Annotated in this window: 14 protein-coding genes; 13 read left to right on the top strand and 1 reads right to left on the bottom strand. The window is 68.0% G+C overall.

Annotation, left to right across the window (positions count from 1 at the left end):
- Window positions 1-68: 68 nt before the first annotated feature.
- The 6 genes from mtrA (at window position 69) to secA (ending at window position 8,852) form a co-directional block, all read left to right on the top strand.
- Complete coding sequence (mtrA, locus tag ABFX36_RS03840; protein ID WP_006895563.1) at window positions 69-755, top strand: MtrAB system response regulator MtrA; 687 nt, start codon at window positions 69-71, stop codon at window positions 753-755.
- Between the two features lie 80 nt (window positions 756-835).
- Window positions 836-2,374, top strand: a complete 1,539-nt coding sequence (gene mtrB / locus ABFX36_RS03835) for an MtrAB system histidine kinase MtrB (RefSeq protein ID WP_346074997.1) — start codon at window positions 836-838, stop codon at window positions 2,372-2,374.
- Complete coding sequence (locus ABFX36_RS03830) at window positions 2,371-4,092, top strand: LpqB family beta-propeller domain-containing protein (protein WP_045537187.1); 1,722 nt, start codon at window positions 2,371-2,373, stop codon at window positions 4,090-4,092. Before mtrB ends, ABFX36_RS03830 begins: the two co-directional genes overlap by 4 nt.
- Window positions 4,093-4,154: 62 nt before the next feature.
- Entirely contained in the window at window positions 4,155-4,859 is a 705-nt protein-coding gene (locus tag ABFX36_RS03825; protein ID WP_278124703.1) for a ComF family protein, read from the top strand.
- Window positions 4,860-5,114: 255 nt separating this feature from the next.
- Window positions 5,115-5,840 carry a ribosome hibernation-promoting factor, HPF/YfiA family gene (gene hpf / locus ABFX36_RS03820; protein WP_346074994.1) on the top strand — a complete coding sequence of 242 codons (726 nt, stop codon included), beginning with the start codon at window positions 5,115-5,117 and terminating at the stop codon, window positions 5,838-5,840.
- 240 nt (window positions 5,841-6,080) lie between these two features.
- A complete protein-coding gene (secA, locus tag ABFX36_RS03815; RefSeq protein ID WP_346074992.1) occupies window positions 6,081-8,852 on the top strand; it encodes a preprotein translocase subunit SecA in 2,772 nt (923 codons plus the stop codon).
- 3 nt (window positions 8,853-8,855) lie between these two features.
- Here secA and ABFX36_RS03810 read toward each other — a convergent pair whose 3' ends face one another.
- On the bottom strand, window positions 8,856-9,932 hold the full coding sequence (locus tag ABFX36_RS03810) for a 2,3-butanediol dehydrogenase (protein ID WP_346074990.1): 1,077 nt from the start codon (window positions 9,930-9,932) through the stop codon (window positions 8,856-8,858).
- A gap of 182 nt (window positions 9,933-10,114) precedes the next feature.
- Here ABFX36_RS03810 and ABFX36_RS03805 point away from each other — a divergent pair, with 182 nt between their 5' ends.
- From ABFX36_RS03805 to ABFX36_RS03775, 7 genes are all read left to right on the top strand, one after another.
- Window positions 10,115-10,564 (top strand): Rv3235 family protein, encoded by a 450-nt coding sequence (locus ABFX36_RS03805; RefSeq protein WP_260868579.1) that lies wholly within the window; start codon window positions 10,115-10,117, stop codon window positions 10,562-10,564.
- A 69-nt stretch (window positions 10,565-10,633) separates the two neighbouring features.
- Window positions 10,634-12,094, top strand: a complete 1,461-nt coding sequence (locus ABFX36_RS03800; RefSeq protein WP_006895555.1) for a wax ester/triacylglycerol synthase family O-acyltransferase — start codon at window positions 10,634-10,636, stop codon at window positions 12,092-12,094.
- Between the two features lie 45 nt (window positions 12,095-12,139).
- Window positions 12,140-12,637, top strand: a complete 498-nt coding sequence (locus tag ABFX36_RS03795; protein WP_006895554.1) for a DUF6912 family protein — start codon at window positions 12,140-12,142, stop codon at window positions 12,635-12,637.
- Window positions 12,638-12,741: 104 nt separating this feature from the next.
- Window positions 12,742-13,335, top strand: coding sequence for a mycothiol transferase (locus ABFX36_RS03790; RefSeq protein WP_039867081.1), 594 nt, complete (start codon window positions 12,742-12,744; stop codon window positions 13,333-13,335).
- Between the two features lie 115 nt (window positions 13,336-13,450).
- The gene (locus tag ABFX36_RS03785) at window positions 13,451-14,566 is read left to right on the top strand and encodes a ferredoxin reductase (RefSeq protein WP_346074988.1); all 1,116 of its coding nucleotides are present in this window, start codon (window positions 13,451-13,453) and stop codon (window positions 14,564-14,566) included.
- 103 nt (window positions 14,567-14,669) lie between these two features.
- The gene (locus ABFX36_RS03780) at window positions 14,670-15,941 is read left to right on the top strand and encodes a fatty acid desaturase family protein (protein WP_006895551.1); all 1,272 of its coding nucleotides are present in this window, start codon (window positions 14,670-14,672) and stop codon (window positions 15,939-15,941) included.
- Window positions 15,942-15,949: 8 nt separating this feature from the next.
- Window positions 15,950-17,170 (top strand): fatty acid desaturase family protein, encoded by a 1,221-nt coding sequence (locus tag ABFX36_RS03775; protein WP_346074985.1) that lies wholly within the window; start codon window positions 15,950-15,952, stop codon window positions 17,168-17,170.
- Window positions 17,171-17,184 lie beyond the last annotated feature (14 nt).

Genomic DNA, 17,184 nt, shown 5'->3' with positions numbered 1-17,184 from the left:
GCCGCACGCCGCCCGGACCTGCGCGGCAAGGCGTGTCGCGCCGCGCTATCCGCGGCAGAAGTGACACCATGGCAGGCATGAAGCCACGCATCCTGGTCGTTGACGATGACGCCGCTCTCGCCGAGATGCTCACGATCGTTCTGAAGAACGAAGGCTTCGAGCCGTTCGTCGTCGGAGACGGGACGCAGGCGCTGACCGCGGTGCGCGAGGTTCGACCCGACCTCGTCCTGCTCGACCTGATGCTGCCGGGAATGAACGGCATCGATGTCTGTCGGGTGCTCCGCGCCGACTCCGGTGTGCCGATCGTGATGCTGACCGCCAAGTCCGACACCGTCGACGTGGTGCTCGGCCTGGAATCCGGTGCCGACGACTACATGGTGAAGCCGTTCAAGCCGAAGGAACTCGTCGCGCGCATCCGAGCCCGGCTGCGGCGCACGGAGGACGATCCGGCCGAACTCCTGGCGATCGGTCCGGTGGAGATCGACGTCCCGGCGCACAAGGTCACCCGCGACGGGGTGCCGATCTCGCTGACTCCGCTGGAGTTCGACCTTCTGGTGGCGCTGGCGCGCAAGCCCCGTCAGGTGTTCACCCGTGACGTCCTCCTCGAACAGGTGTGGGGCTACCGGCATCCCGCCGATACTCGTCTGGTGAACGTCCACGTCCAGCGGCTGCGCGCCAAGGTCGAGATCGATCCGGAGAACCCGGAGATCGTGCTCACCGTGAGAGGGGTCGGTTACAAGGCCGGTCCGCCGTGATCGGTGGCCGCCGGATTCACCGGGGGCCGATCGAACGCCTCATCACAGCGGTCCGGCGCGCCGCGGCGACCGTCGGACGGATGGCCGGACAGATCTGGCGCCGCTCGGTTCAGACGCGAGTCATCGTCTCGACGCTGGTTCTGTCCTTCGTGGTCTTGCTGATTCTCGGTTTCGTCCTGATCAGTCAGATCACCGGGCGCCTGTTGGATGCCAAGGAGGAAGTCGCCACCGACGAGATCGCGCGGATGCGCGCGGTGGTGGAACGGGTGCTGAGCAGCGGGGAATCGAACACCGCTGTGCAGAATCGGCTGGCCCGAGCGCGATCGTTGCTCACCGACCAGGACACCGAGTCGCCGCAGACGTCGTCGGTCGCCGGCTCGTTCGACTCCGTGCTCGTGGTTCCCGGCGAGCCGAACGAGCAGGAGATCGCGGTGGGGCCGGTGCGCGACGTGCCGACCGCCCTGCGCAAGATGGTGGCCGGGGGCCAGGTCGCCTTCCAGTACACATCCATCGATCAGGCCGGGGGCACTGTCCCCGCGCTGGTGATCGGTTCCCCGGTGGAGAGCCCGATCCAGGGGCTGGAGATCTACCTCGTATTCCCCCTGGGCACCGAGGAGAACACGGTGTCGCTGGTGCGCGGAACGCTGCTGACCGGTGCGGTGGTGCTGCTCGGTCTGCTCGCGGCGATCGCTTGGCTGGTGACCCGACAGGTGATCGCACCGCTGCGGTCGGCGACCCGGATCGCCGTGCGTTTCGCCGACGGCCGTCTCTCCGAGCGGATGCCGGTGCACGGCGAGGACGAGTTCGCGCGGCTGGCGGTCTCGTTCAACGACATGGCCGAGAGCCTCTCCCGTCAGATCAACCACCTCGAGGAGTTCGGCGGGCTGCAGCGGCAGTTCACCTCCGACGTCAGCCACGAGCTGCGCACGCCGCTCACCACGGTCCGGATGGCCGCCGACCTTCTCTACGACAACCGCGAGGGACTCGACCCGGTGCAGCGCCGTTCGGTGGAACTGCTCGACAAGGAACTGAACCGGTTCGAGACGCTGCTGACCGAGCTCCTGGAGATCTCGCGTCACGACGCGGGGATGGCGGAGCTGGCGGCACAGAAGCTCGACATCGCGGTGCCCATCGACGCGGCCGTCTCCACGGTGGCTCCACTGGCCGCCGAGACGGGCAGCGACCTGATCATCGACATGCCGACGGAGCCGGTGATGGCCGAGATCGATCCGCGCCGGGTGGAGCGGATCCTGCGTAACCTGCTCGCCAACGCCATCGATCACGGCGAGCACAAGCCGGTCACGCTCACCATGCGCTCCGACGGCGACGCGGTGGCGATCACCGTCCGCGACCACGGGATAGGCCTGCGTCCGGGAGAGGAGAAACTCGTCTTCAACAGATTCTGGCGATCGGATCCGTCGCGTGTGCGGCGCTCGGGCGGCACGGGCCTCGGCCTGGCGATCAGCATCGAGGACGCCCGTCTGCACCAGGGCCGACTGGAGGCCTGGGGAGCGCCGGGGGAGGGCTCCTGCTTCCGCCTCACGCTGCCGCTGGTTCGTGGCCACAAGCTCCTCGGCAGCCCGCTGCCGTTGAAGCCGATCGGGGAGACTCCCCGATGAGGCGGGTCGCGGTGCTGGTCGCGCTGCTGCTGTCCGCGACGATGGTTCTCACCGGATGCGTCGACATTCCGGACTCCTCGTCTCCGCAGCCCATCCAGGCGTTCGACCGCAAACGGCCGACCAACATCGTGCCCTCGCCCCGACGGGGCGACGACCCGGAGACCGTCGCGCGCAACTTCGTGAAGGCGATGTCCGACCCCACCGCCGGGCATCGGGCGGCGCGCAAGTTCCTGACCGCGGGCGCCAGCCAACGATGGGACGACCAGGGAGACATGACCGTGGTCCGCGACGTCGGCGTCACCGTCGACGAGCGCACCGACGACGCGGTCCGACTCCGGGTCACCGGCGAGAAGACGGGAGTGCTGTCGCCCGGCGGCACGCTCCGGCCCGTCACGGGCGACTGGGTGATGGCGCTGTCGCTTGAGCAGAGCGGCGGGACGTGGCGGATCAGCGGCGACCCGCCCGTGGGATCGGTCACCGACTCGTCGCAGTTCCTCACGGCGTATCGGCAGGCCGACCTGTTCTTCCCCGATCGCACGCTGAGCCGGCTGGTGGCCGACCCGCGCTGGCTGTTCGGTCCCGAACTCGATGCGAGCGTCCTGGTCAACCGGCTGCTGGCGGGTCCGGCGCCCGAACTCGCCGGTGCGGTGAGCCAGGGAGCGGCGCGCGGCAGCGCCGCCGCCGGACCGGTCACCACCAAGGGCGACGTCGTGACGGTTCCGCTCGGCAACGTCGCCGACGGCGACCAGAAGGCGCGAACCACTCTCGCGGCGCAGATCGTCTGGACCCTCGATTACGCCGGGTTCTCGGGCACGTACCGGATCACCGCAGACGGCGCTCCGCTGGTTCCCGGCCGCGACGAGGGCTGGCACACCGCCGATGTCAGCACCTTCGAACCCGAGCCGGAGAAGCGCGCCGTCGACCCGGTGCACCTGGTGCGCGACGGGGGCCTGGCCAGGCTCACCGGGAACCGGGCGGTACCCGTCGACGGCGCACTCGGCGCCGCCCACGACCTCCAGTCGGCGGCCATCTCCGCGGATATGAGCCGAAGTGCCGCCGTCGCCGACCGCGGCGGTCGCCGGGTGCTGCTGGTGGGGCCGTACGGCGGCGATGCCGTGGAGGTGGCCGCGGGCGCCTCGGTGACGACGCCGTCCTTCGGGCCGGATCCCGCCACCGGATACGCGGTGGTCGACGGCCGTCCGATCCATTGGATGTCGGACGGCGACGGCACGCGGATCGAGTCCATCGACACCGCGGAGGTCCGCGCGGTGGCGCCGGGGCCGATCACCGGTCTGCAGGTCTCACCGGACGGCGTGCGCGTGGCCCTGGTGGTCGGCGGCCGGCTCCTGCTCGCCGTGCTGTCCGTGAACGATGTCGGCGTGCCGGCACTGACCGGCGTCTACCTGCTGGCGCCGGAGGTGGCGGGCACCGGCATCGGTATCGCCTGGTCGTCGTCGAAGACGATGTACTTCGCGGTGAACGGCGGCGACAGCCCGGTGTGGAAGACGTCGATCGTCGGCACGCAGCCGGTCGCGATGGTCAGCGGCAACCTCAAGCCGCCGCTGGTGGACGTCGCGGCATCGTCGACCACGGTGTACGTCTCGGACAATCGCGGTATCCAGCAGATCGGCACCGGCCAGATCCGGCCGGATCAGTACTGGACCGCGCTGGGCCCCGATGCCGGACCGGGAACGAGGCCGGTGATCCCCGGCGGCTGACCGGCGGTCGCTGTGGAACAACCGGGTGACAGTCCGGCATCGCAGGAGGACGATGCTCGGGCATGGCGGGTGATCGGGCACGCTCCCGAGCCGTGTTGGCGGCCTTGGCGGACCTCGCGGTGCCGCGGGAGTGCGGAGGGTGCGGGCGCCCGGGAACGCCGTGGTGCGACGCTTGCCGGGCTCGACTCGACGATGTGCCGCGGCAGCTGTCTCCGCGTGTGGATCCGGGTGTGCCTGTATGGGCGATGGCCCGGTACGGCGGACCGATGGCGTCAGCCGTCGTGAACCTCAAGGAGCATCGCCGACGCGATCTCGCGCCCGTTCTGGGCCGCGTTCTGGCCGACGGGATCCTCTCGCTCGCACAGTGGGGTGAGTTGCCCGCCTCCGATCGACTCGCACTCGTCCCCGCACCCACGCGGGCGTGGGCGGCCCGGAGCAGGGGAGGCGACACCGTGACCGCGCTCGCCCGCGAGGCCGCGGACGTCCTCGGCGGCCGCGTCCGAGTGGTGCCGGCGCTGGTGACCGCGGCCTGGACGCGAGACTCGGCGGGGCTGGGGGCCGGGGCGCGCGGCGCGAACCTCGCGGGAGCGGTGCGATTGCGCCGTCCACTGCCGTCCGCGCTGGTCGGCGCCGGTGCCGGGCCCGCCGTACCGGTGGTGGTGGTCGACGACGTCCTCACCACCGGCGCGACCGTCGCGCAAGCGGTGAGACGCCTTCGGCGTTCCGGTGCCGCTGTGACCGGAGCGGTGGTTCTGGCGGGTGCATGATCGGCAAAACGTGGCCGGAACCGGAGTTTGCGGATACCTTCGGAAGTGGCAGTGATGAACATCGAGTGCCGGGAGGTGAGGAAGCCTTTTCCACCGCGCCGATGTGTTCACGAGCGCGGTAGATCCTCCGCTTCAGCTCAGCGGGTCACTGCCCATCGCGCCAAACCGCTACCTGAATGTGGTTGCGCGACTAGCGAATTGGTACCCCGATCCGGTCTCGATTCCGGACGGGAGCAACCTGAGGAGGATGTCGATATGACGGTCGTTCACCGCAAGGGACAGCGCGAGTCGAAAGCCGCACCCGCTGAACGCGTCGACCTCAAAGCCGCTTTCGAGCTGCCGTCCACCGTCGACACGTCGGACGCGGGCGAGTTGAAGGCGGAGCTCGTCATGAGTGGCCGGAACGTGGAGATACCGGATCACTTCCGGGTCTACATGAGCAGCAAGCTCTCCCGGCTCGAGCACTTCGACCCCACGATCTTCCGCTTCGAAGTGGTCCTGTACCACGAACCGAATCCACGGCAGTCCAAGAGCGCCGAGATCGTCGAGATCACCGGCCGTGGCCGCGGTCCGGTGATCCGCGCACAGGCCGCCGGCGAGAACTTCTACGCCGCCAGTGAGCTGGCCTTCGACAAGCTGCACAAGCGGCTGCGCCGCGCCAAGAGCCGGAAGCGGATCCGCAAGGACGGGATGCACCGTCCCACCTCGCTCGCCGAGGCGGCGGCCGACGCGCCGCACCTGCGTCCCGAGACGCCTGCGCCGTCCCCGGATCCGTTCGAGGACAGTGTCGAGGACCACTCGCCCGGTCAGGTGGTGCGCGTGAAGGATCACCCGTCGTCGCCGATGTCGGTGGACGAGGCGCTCTACGAGATGGAACTCGTCGGTCACGACTTCTACCTGTTCCATGACTGCGAGACCGACAAGCCGTCGGTGGTCTATCGCCGTCACGCATTCGACTACGGACTCATCAGGCTCGCCTGAGGTCTCGTCGCAGCAGCGGTGGCCGTCGCCCTGACCGGGCGGCGGCCACCGTCGCGTTCACCACGCGTCGCCGAGCGCGTCAACAATCGTTGACGTCATGTGCGATGCAGTGCCGGTCGGACATGCCTGCATACGGCGTCGTAGACGACGGACCCGTACCATGGACCGAGGTCTGTCCGCCACGTCGACGGTTCGGCGGGGCGCGACGGTGAATCGAAACGTGAACCCAGAGGATTGCCGGTGCTCAACAAGCTGCTCAGACTGGGCGAAGGCCGCATGGTCAAGCGCCTGGACGCTATCGCGACGAGCGTCGAGGCGCTCTCCGACGAGATGGAAGCGCTCTCAGACGACGAACTGCGGGGCAAGACCGTCGAGTTCCGCGAGCGGCTCGAGGGCGATGAGACACTCGACGATCTGCTGCTCGAGGCCTTCGCGGTGGCTCGTGAGGCCGCGTGGCGCGTCCTCGACCAGAAGCACTTCCACGTGCAGATCATGGGTGGCGCGGCGCTGCACTTCGGCAACATCGCGGAGATGAAGACCGGTGAGGGCAAGACGCTGACCTGTGTTCTCCCGGCGTACCTGAATGCGCTGAACGGCAAGGGCGTGCACGTCGTCACCGTGAACGACTACCTCGCCAAGCGCGACGCGGAGTGGATGGGCCGCGTGCATCGCTTCCTCGGTCTCGAGACCGCGGTGATCCTGACCGGCATGTCGCCCGATCAGCGTCGTGAGGCGTACGCGGCCGACATCACCTACGGCACCAACAACGAGTTCGGCTTCGACTACCTGCGCGACAACATGGCGCATTCACTCGAAGACCTGGTGCAGCGGGAACACGCCTACGCCATCGTCGACGAGGTCGACTCGATTCTCATCGACGAGGCCCGCACCCCGCTGATCATCTCGGGCCCGGCCGACTCGTCGAGCAAGTGGTATGCCGAGTTCGCGCGCATCGCGCCGCTGCTGGAGAAGGACGTCCACTACGAGGTCGACATCAAGAAGAAGACCGTCGGCGTCCACGAGGCCGGTGTCTCCTTCGTCGAGGACCGGCTCGGCATCGACAACCTCTACGAGCCGGAGAACTCACAGCTCGTCGGCTACTTGAACAACGCGATCAAGGTCAAGGAGCTCTTCCACAAGGACAAGGACTACATCGTCCGCAAGGGCGAGGTGATGATCGTCGACGAGTTCACCGGGCGTGTGCTCGACGGCCGGCGCTTCAACGAGGGCCTGCACCAGGCGATCGAGGCCAAGGAAGGGGTCGAGATCAAGGCCGAGAACCAGACTCTCGCCACGATCACCCTCCAGAACTACTTCCGCCTGTACAAGAAGCTCGCAGGCATGACCGGTACGGCCGAGACCGAGGCCGCCGAGTTCCAGCAGATCTACAAGCTGGGCGTGGTGCCGATCCCGACCAACCGTCCGCTGATCCGCAAGGACCAGACCGACCTGATCTACAAGACCGAAGAGGCCAAGTTCTACGCGGTGGTCGACGACATCGCCGAGCGCAACGCCAAGGGCCAGCCGGTCCTGATCGGTACCACGAGCGTCGAGCGCTCGGAGTACCTGTCGCGGCTGCTGGCCGAGCGGGAGATCAAGCACACCGTCCTCAACGCGAAGTACCACGAGCAGGAGGCACAGATCGTCGCCGAGGCCGGTCGGCTCGGGGCGGTCACGGTGGCCACCAACATGGCCGGCCGAGGCACCGACGTCGTGTTGGGCGGCAACCCGGACGTCATCGCCGACACCCGGCTGCGCAAGGCGGGACTCGACCCGGTCAACACTCCCGAGGAGTACGAGGCGGCGTGGGACGAGGCGATCGAGATCGCCCGCACCGAGGCCGCCAAGGAGGCCGACGACGTCCGTGAGGTGGGCGGACTCTACGTCCTCGGCACCGAGCGTCACGAATCGCGCCGCATCGACAATCAGCTGCGTGGCCGGTCCGGCCGCCAGGGCGACCCCGGCGAGTCCCGGTTCTACCTCTCCCTGGGCGACGAACTGATGCGGCGGTTCAACGGCGCCGCGCTCGAGACCATCATGGCCCGCCTCAACCTGCCCGACGACGTCCCGATCGACGCCAAGATGGTCACCCGCGCCATCCGCAGTGCGCAGACGCAGGTGGAGGAGCAGAACTTCGAGATCCGCAAGAACGTCCTCAAGTACGACGAGGTGATGAACGAGCAGCGCAAGGTCATCTACGGCGAGCGCCGCGAGATCCTCGAGGGCGAGGATCATCGGGATCAGGTGCGCGAGATGGTCCGCGACGTGGTCGGTGCCTACGTCGACGGTGCCACGGAGGTCGGATACGCCGAGGACTGGGACCTCGAGACGCTGTGGGAGGCGTTGTCGAAGCTGTACCCGATCGCGCTCGATCCCAAGCGGGTCGTCGGCGAGAACGAGTACGGCGAACGCGACGACATCTCCCGCGAGCAACTGCGCGAGGTGCTGGTCGACGACGCGCTCGCCGCCTACGACCGCCGCGAGAAGGAACTGGCGGAGATCGCCGGCGACGGCGCGATGCGTCAACTGGAACGGTCGATCCTGCTCACGGTCATGGACCGCAAATGGCGCGATCATCTCTACGAGATGGACTACCTCCGCGAGGGCATCCACCTGCGGTCGGTCGCTCAGCGCGACCCGGTGGTGGAGTACCAGCGCGAGGGCTACGACATGTTCCAGGGCATGTTGGAGGGCATGAAGGAAGAGGCCGTCACCTACATCTTCAACGCACAGGTGGAGACGCAGGCCCCGGCTCCGGCGCTGGGCACGTCGGTCAGCGACATGCTGGCCGGAGCGGCCTTCGGCGGCGACGAGGCCGCCGACGGCGCCGAACCGGCGATGACCTACAGCGGGCCGTCGGAGACCGGCGACGCGGAGGTGCTCTCCGAGGTCGAGGAGCATGCCTCGGGAACTCCGTCGGAGGTGCTCGGCAGCCGTCGCGAACGGCGCGCCGCCGCCCGTTCGGGCGCCAAGCCGTCGAACAAGCCTCCGAAGTCGCGCAAGAAGCGCTGACGGTCACACTCCCGCGCCGGACGGCGAGACCAGGATCTTCACGGCGGTCTCGTTGCGGTGCAGCAGGGTGTCGTAGCCTTCGGTGACCAGATCGGCGAGGTCGATCTTGCCCGTGATGAACGGGGCGAGATCGATCTCGCCGCTCTCCACCAGCGCGATCGTCTCGGGATGAGAGTTCACGTAGGCGATGGTGCCGCGCAGGTCGATCTCCTTCAGCACCAGCTTCTGCATGTCCAGTCCGGCGGGGCTGCCCCAGATCGACACCACCACGACGACCCCGGTCGGCTTCACGGCATCGAGCAGGGTGTCGAACGCGGGCTGAACCGACGTGCATTCGAAACCGACGTCCGCGCCGCGTCCGGAGGTGAGCTCCGATACCCGGGCGGCCACGTCCTGCGCCGCGGGATCCAGCACGTGATCGGCGACTCCGGTGTCCGCGGCCTTGGCTCGGCGCAGCGGGCTCGGCTCGCTGATGATCACCGAGATGCCTCGCGCCCGGCAGATGGCCGCGGTGAGCAGGCCGATCGGTCCGGCGCCGGTGATGAGCGCGATCGCACCCGACTGCGCGCCGCTGCGCTGTACGGCGTGGAAACCGACCGCCAGCGGCTCGATCAGCGCGGCCTGGTCGAGCGGTACCGATGCGTCGATCCGATGCACCCACCTCCGTTTCACCGCGATCTTCTCTGCGAGTCCGCCACCGCAGCCGCCCAGTCCGATGAAGTTCATGTCTCGCGACAGGTGGTAGTCGTGGCTGTGCGGACCGGTATCGACGTCGTCGGCGAGGATGTAGGGCTCCACGACCACGTGATCGCCGACCGCCAGATCGGTCACGCCGTCGCCCACCTCCGAGACGACGCCCGACATCTCGTGTCCGATCGTGACCGGAGCGCTCTCGCCGCTGATCGGCTGCGGATGTCCGGCCGGCGGGATGAAGATCGGGCCGTCGGCGTACTCGTGCAGGTCGGTGCCGCAGATGCCGCACCAGGCGATGTCGATGCCGACCATGCCGGGCCCGACCTCCGGCGGGTCGATCTCTTCGATGCGGACGTCTCCGCGGTCGTAGTAGCGTGCGGCTCTCATCGGTGCTCCTTCTGAGCGTCGGAACGGGAAGTGTGGACTGTGATGTGAGTCACCTGTCCGGAAACGAGCGTGCGCCCACCGCCGGCGGGGCGCAACGGTTGCAGGGGGTTGCAGCGGACGGGGGTCGGCCGTGCTCTCGGCGCGTCGCGGAACCGAACCCGCCCCGGGTGCGTCCGATAGATATGACGGTGAACACACTCGGGGGTAATGGGATCGTCGACCGGCCGGCGCCGCCGGTTCGGAACGGCGCTGAGCGGACGGATGCGGACCGTGCCGGTGCAGCGCGGTCGGCGACGGTGTACGCGTTGCAGCAGATGCTGGAGGTGCTCGACGGTCGCCGACCGGTGGACCATCTGCTGCGCACGGTCTCGGCCGAGGTGCAATCGCAGGTGGGCTCACTGCTCCAGCATCGGGCCGGGCCGTCGGGGAGTGCTGAGACGGCGCGGCTGCTGCGTGTCCACCTGCAGATCGGTGGACCACGCCAGGCCGCCTACTTCGGCACCTTCGTGCGGGGACGCCGAGTGCGTGCGGTGGCCGGCCGCATCGAGATCCGGTCGGTGCCGTTGCCGTCGCGGGGCGGACCGCGCCGGATCGCGGAACGCTGGGTGATCGTCGAGTTCGCGATCGTCTGAGGCCGTGGTGTGAGGACGCGCCGGCGATGATTCCGCGGACGCCCGCGGTCGGCATAAACTCGACGCATCATGGTGAATCGGCTGTCGCCGGACGAGGCGATGTTCTACTTCCTGGACGGGGCGGGGACGACCGCCCACCTCGGAGCGCTGTTGATCCTCGACCCGAGCAAGCTTCGGAAGGACGACGCGACCGGGATCGACTACCACTCGCTCGTCTCGCTGGTGGAGAACCGACTGCAGGCGGCACCCCGGTACCGCCAGGTGATCACCGAGGTGACGCTCGGGCTGGCGCGTCCGGTGTGGGTGGACGACCGCGAGTTCGACATCAACTACCACATCAGATTGTCCGCGCTGCCGCAGCCGGGTGACTCCGAACAACTGCAGGAGTTGGTCTCGCGGCTCATGTCGCGCCCACTCGACCGGACCCGGCCGCTGTGGGAGATGTACCTGATCGAGGGACTCAGCCGCGGCCGGTCGGTGATCCTGACCAAGACGCACCGCTGTCTGCTGGGCGGCACCGGCAACCCGGAATTGAGCGAGGTGATCTGCGACGACGTCGCGGACGCCGCCCCGATGGCGGAGGATCTGTGGATGCCGCGGCGGCCGCCCGGTGCGGCCTCGCTGACCGTCGGAGCGCTGGCCGAGGCGATGGCCCGGCCCGGTGAGATGGTCGACACCCTGCTGCGCGGCAACGGCCCGGTCGCCGATCTCTGGTCGGTGGCCGACAAATCGGTCCGTCTGGTCGGCGACGCCGTCTCTCAGATGGTCAACTCCGCCCCTGACAGCCCGCTGAACGCGGTCACCACGTCGTCGCGGCTGTTCGCCTTCTCGTCGGTGTCCCGCCGCGATCTCGAGGCGGTGGCGAACCGTTTCGAGTGCTCGTTCAACGACGTGGTGCTGGCCATCATCACCGGCGTGCTGCGCCGGTGGTCGCTGTCGATCAAGGACACCGTCGGCCACGGCGAGACGATGCGGGCCACCATGCCGCTCGCGGCTCGCGATCCGGACACCGTCGAAGGAGAGCCGAGCGGCTCGTGGATCGTGGTCGGCGGGACGGAGTTCGTCACCGACCTGCCGGTGGGGGAGGACGCACCCGCCGTCCGGCTGATGCAGGTGGCCGGTCTCGCGAATCGCTACTCCCAGTCCACACGGCGGATGTCGCAGGGGCTGCGCCCCCTGCTTCCGGAGTTCGGGCTGGTGCCCTTCGCCGACCGGTCCACGCGGGCGTTCGCGGGCCTGTTCCAGCGGTCGTACAACGTGCCGATCTCGATGAGCGCCAAGCGGATCGGCCGCAAGTTCGTCGGCGGGATCCCCATCACCGGAATCTTCACCATTCCGACGCTCGCCGCGCAGAGAGCTCTGGGCATCAGTGTCAACGAGTACGCGAACCAGGTGCAGTTCGCCTTCATCGCCGACCGGGCCGTGGTGGTCGACCTCCCCGCCATGGCCGAATACGTCACCGAGTCGCTGGACGAACTGCTTGCGAGCGGACAGTCGTACGACGGTTCCCCGGACCCCGGCAACCGGTGACGACCGGGCCCGCCGACCCTCCCGACCCCGATCGAAAGGCATCTCATGCGCGTCTATCTGCCGGCCACCCTGGCGATGATCGAACGGCTGGTGGCCGAACCCGGCCGGGCCTTCGAACCGGTCGGAGGCACCGGTTTCGCGCTGACACCGGCGCTGCGCGAGGCGTATGTGGCCGGTGACGACGAGGAACTGTCGGAGGTGGCGCTCCGGGAGGCCGCCCGGGCGTCGCTGCGACTGCTGGCCGTCGACGACTCGGAGCTTCCGGTGCGCCGGGTGGTGGTGGTCGCGGACGCCGAGGCGACGCCGCGTCCGGATCTCGACGACGCGGTGGTCAGGGTCGCCGGAACGATCCCGCACGGCGACATCGTCGCCGTCCACGTCGACGGTTCAGACGCCGAGAACGCAGTGCGGGCGGCGGTCGAGGTGATCGACCGCGCCGACCTCGGCGATGAGGACGGCGAGCTGGCGGTCGGAGACGTGGAGGACCACGACCTCGGCTGGTACGCCACGCAGGAACTGCCGTTCCTCCTGGAACTTCTCTGAAGTCCCCGAAGACTTCTTCAGAGAACTTTTCAGTACCGGACGAGAACTGTCCGGAATGCTTGTGAGTCTGAATGGGCGAGGAACACCGACCCCAGGAGGACACCATGTACGCACCGGCCCGAGACGACGAACTCACCGGCCTCATCAACTACGCCGATCAACAGCTCGGAGCGCTGCGGGCCGCGGCGTTCGGACTCACGGAGGCTCAGGCCCGACAGACGCCGTGTCGCAGCGTGCTCTCGATCGGCGGACTCATCAAACACATCGAACGCGGTCTACGCGGGGCCGCAGCGCAGTTGAACGGCACCGCCGGCGAACTGGTGCTCGACGAGGCGGCGTTGGCCGAGTACATGGGGAGCTTCGCGCTCACCGACGACGAGACTGCGGCCGGGATCATCGAGCGGTTCGACGCCGCGCGCGCCGAGTTCCTCGAAGCGATGCGGAGCAGCGATCCCGACGGGGAGGCGATGGCGCCGCCCGCGCCGTGGGCGGGTGTCTACGAGTCGCGGCCGATGAAGAATCGGTACTACATGTGCCACCAGGTGGAGGAGTACGCCCGGCATGCCGGGCACGCCGACATCATCCGCGAGCAGATCGACGGAATGTCGGTGGCCGCGCTGGAGATGACGCTGGCCGGTGCGCCGGCCAATCAGTTCTTCACGCCGTACACACCGGCCCCGGGGACGCTGCTGGCCTGATCCGCGACGCGACTGACGCGCGCTCCATTCGCCCTCGGCGCCCCGAAACGCTAACCTACGGAATCGTAAGTTAGGTGTTCCGGGGCGGCCCGGAACCGGGCGGAGGAGGCGCGCGATGGCGTGGCGTGAACGATTCGAGGCACCGGCGGCCGACGTGGCGGCCAGGCACAAGCGTGCCCGGCTGCTTCGAGCGGCCTTCGCTCGCGTGACGACCCCCCTGTTGCCGGACGACTACCTGCACCTGGCCAATCCGCTGTGGTCGGCGCGGGAATTGCGCGGCAAGGTGGTCTCGGTGACCGAGGAGACCGCGGACAGCGCGACCATCGTCATCCGGCCGGGCTGGGGCTTCTCGTTCGACTACCACCCGGGCCAGTACATCGGCATCGGCGTCCTGGTCGACGGACGCTGGACGTGGCGTTCCTACTCACTGACCTCCGAGCCGGAGTCGTCGCGCGCGCAGCGGACGGTATCGATCACGGTGAAGGCGATGCCGGAGGGATTCCTCTCGTCGCATCTGGTGAAGGGGCTGGCACCCGGCACCGTGGTGCGCCTGGCGGCGCCCGCCGGTGAATTCGTCCTGCCCGACCCGCTGCCGGAGAAGATCCTGTTCGCGACCGCGGGCAGCGGTCTGACGCCCATCATCTCGATGCTGCGCACGATGCGCCGACGCGCTCAGCGCGCCGACGTCCGGCTGATCCACTCGGTTCCCACGGAGGACGATCTGCTCTTCGGCGACGAACTCCGGCGGATGGCCGACGAGGGCCTGATCGACCTGCACCTGCAGTTCACCCGCACCGACGGCAAGGTGACGCCGGCGCAGCTGCGAGCGCTGTGTCCGGATTGGGCCGAGCGCGCCACCTGGGCCTGTGGTCCGGGCGGGTTCCTGGACATGCTCAGCGAACAGTTCGACGAAGCGGGTGTTCAGGAGAATCTGCACATCGAGCGGTTCGCGCTGGAACGCGGTGCTCACGGTGCCGAGGGCGGCGTCGTCACGTTCGGCACGCCGGATCGGCAGATCGAGGTCGACGGTGCCACGACGCTTCTCGAGGCCGGCGAACAGGCGGGCGTGCTGATGCCCTTCGGCTGCCGCATGGGGATCTGCCAGAGCTGCGTCGTGATGCTCGACAAGGGGTGCGTGCGTGATCTGCGGACGGGCGTGGAGCACGTGGAGGGTGAGCGCATCCAGACCTGCGTGAGCGCCGCGGCGGGAGACTGCACGCTCGACGTGTGAATCGGTGCCTATGACGTGGACCACGTCGTCGCGGGGTGGACAGCCTACGGAACCGTAACCTACGCTTACGTAAGTTACGAAGTCGTAGGCAACGAGGAGTGGCATGGCGATCTCCGACATCCCCGAATACGCCCATCTGACCGACGCGGACGTCGAAGAACTGGGTGCGAAGCTCGACCAGATCCGCGCGGACATCGAAGCCGATCGCGGTGAACGCGACGCGCGGTACATCCGCAACACGATCGCATTCCAGCGGACGCTCGAGGCCGCCGGTCGCGCGCTGACCTTCGGTGCGCGCAATCGGGCTCTGTGGTGGGCCGGGGCGTCGGCTCTCGGAGTCGCGAAGATCGTCGAGAACATGGAGCTCGGGCACAACGTGATGCACGGGCAGTGGGATTGGATGAACGATCCCGAGGTGCATTCCACTTCGTGGGAGTGGGACAACACCGGACCCAGTGCTCACTGGAAGCACACGCACAACTTCATCCATCACAAGTACACCAACGTGCTCGGCATGGACGACGATGTGGGCTACGGCCTGCTCCGCGTGACGCGCGACCAGCGCTGGCGGCCGTTCAACCTCGGCAACATCGCCTACAACACGGTCCTGGCGCTCGCTTTCCAGTACGGTGTCGCCGCGCAACATCTCGAGTTGGGACGCAAGCGCCGGACGCAGGAGGAGAAGGACCAGTTCCGGAAGGACCTGCGCGACGTGGGCGTCAAGATCGGGCGCCAGGCGGGTAAGGACTACGTGGTGTACCCGGCGCTCGTCGGGGCCGTCACCCGCTCGCGCTCCGGGGCCCGCAAGGCCTTCACCGCGAATGTGATGGCCAACGTGATCCGCAATGTGTGGTCGAACGCGGTCATCTTCTGCGGGCACTTCCCGGACGGTGCGGAGAAGTTCACCAAGCAGGACGTCGACAGCGAGACTCGCGGTGAGTGGTACCTGCGCCAGATGCTCGGAAGCGCCAACTTCCGGTCGGGCCCGGTCCTGGCCTTCATGAGCGGGAACCTCTCGTACCAGATCGAGCACCACATCTTCCCCGATCTGCCCAGCAATCGGCTCGCGGAGATCGCGGTGCGGGTGCAGGCGCTGTGCGCGGAGTACGACCTGCCGTACACGACGGGTTCGTTCCCCGTGCAGTACGCGAAGTCGTGGCGCACCATCGCCAAGCTGTCGTTGCCGAACAAGTACCTCTCGGGCACGGTGGACGACGCTCCGGAGACCGCCTCGGAGAGGCGGTTCAAGGAGTCCGAACAGGTGCGTCTGGTGTCGACGGTCGATCCCGCGACCGGACGTCGCCGGGGCCTCAAGACTGCGATCGTGAGCCTGAATGAGCGCCGGAGGAGCCGCCGCGCACCCGCGCGGGCATAATGTGATCGATGGCGATTTCAGATATCAATGAGTACGCGCACCTGACGGACGCCGATGTCGAGGCACTGGGTGCGGAACTCGATATGCTGCGCCGCGAGATCGAGTCGAGTCTGGGCGAGCAGGACCGCCGCTACCTGCGGCGGACCATCTACGCCCAGCGCGGACTCGAGGTCCTGGGCCGGCTCGCACTGCTCGGCAGCCACCGCCGGTCGCTGTGGCTGCTCGGCAACGGCGCACTGTCGGTCGCCAAGATCATCGAGAACATGGAACTCGGCCACAATGTGATGCACGGCCAGTGGGACTGGATGAACGATCCCGAGGTGCACTCCACGACGTGGGAGTGGGACATGGTCTGCGCCTCACCTCACTGGAAGCACTCCCACAACTACATCCATCACAAGTACACCAACGTGATCGGCATGGATCACGATGTGGGTTACAAGATCCTCCGGGTGACACGCGACGAGCCGTGGGAACCCCGCCGCGCGTTCCAGCCGCTGTTCAATCTCATGCTCGCCGCCTCCTTCGAGTGGGGCATCGGCCTGCACGACCTCGACCTCAAAGAGGTCATCGCCGGCCGCAAACCGATGGAGCAGGCGCGTCCGGAGATCGAATTGTTCGCGCGCAAGATCGTCCGGCAGATCGGCAAGGACTACGTCCTGTTCCCGGCGCTGTCGGGCCCCAACTTCACGCGCACGCTGACAGCGAATCTGACGGCCAACCTCATCCGGAATCTCTGGGCCTACGTGGTCATCTTCTGCGGGCACTTCCCCGACGGTGCGGAGAAGTTCACCGTCGAGACACTCGAGGACGAGACGTCCGGCCAGTGGTACCTGCGCCAGATGCTGGGGACGGCCAACTTCGAGGCCGGGCCCGCGCTGGCCTTCCTCAGCGGCAACCTCTGCTACCAGATCGAGCATCACCTGTACCCCGATCTGCCGAGCAACCGGATGGCCGAGATCTCGGTGCGGGTGCGCGAACTGTGCGAGAAGTACGACCTGCCGTACAACACCGGTTCGCTCACCATGCAGTACCTCCGTACGCTGCGGACCATCAACAAACTCGCGCTGCCGGACCGCTTCCTCATCGCGACCAGCGACGACGCGCCGGAGACCGCCTCTGAGCGCCGGTTCGACGGACTGCCGAAGCTCGGCGGCGGGCTCAAGACCGCGCTGGCGCAAGTGCGCGCCAGGCGACGGAGCCGCCGGCGCACCGAACGCCGCCGCTGACGCCGCACGGCTGG

This window comes from Gordonia cholesterolivorans (assembly GCF_039531975.1).
GTDB classification, from domain to species: domain Bacteria; phylum Actinomycetota; class Actinomycetes; order Mycobacteriales; family Mycobacteriaceae; genus Gordonia; species Gordonia sihwensis.
This window is presented reverse-complemented; position numbering and strand designations above follow the sequence as displayed.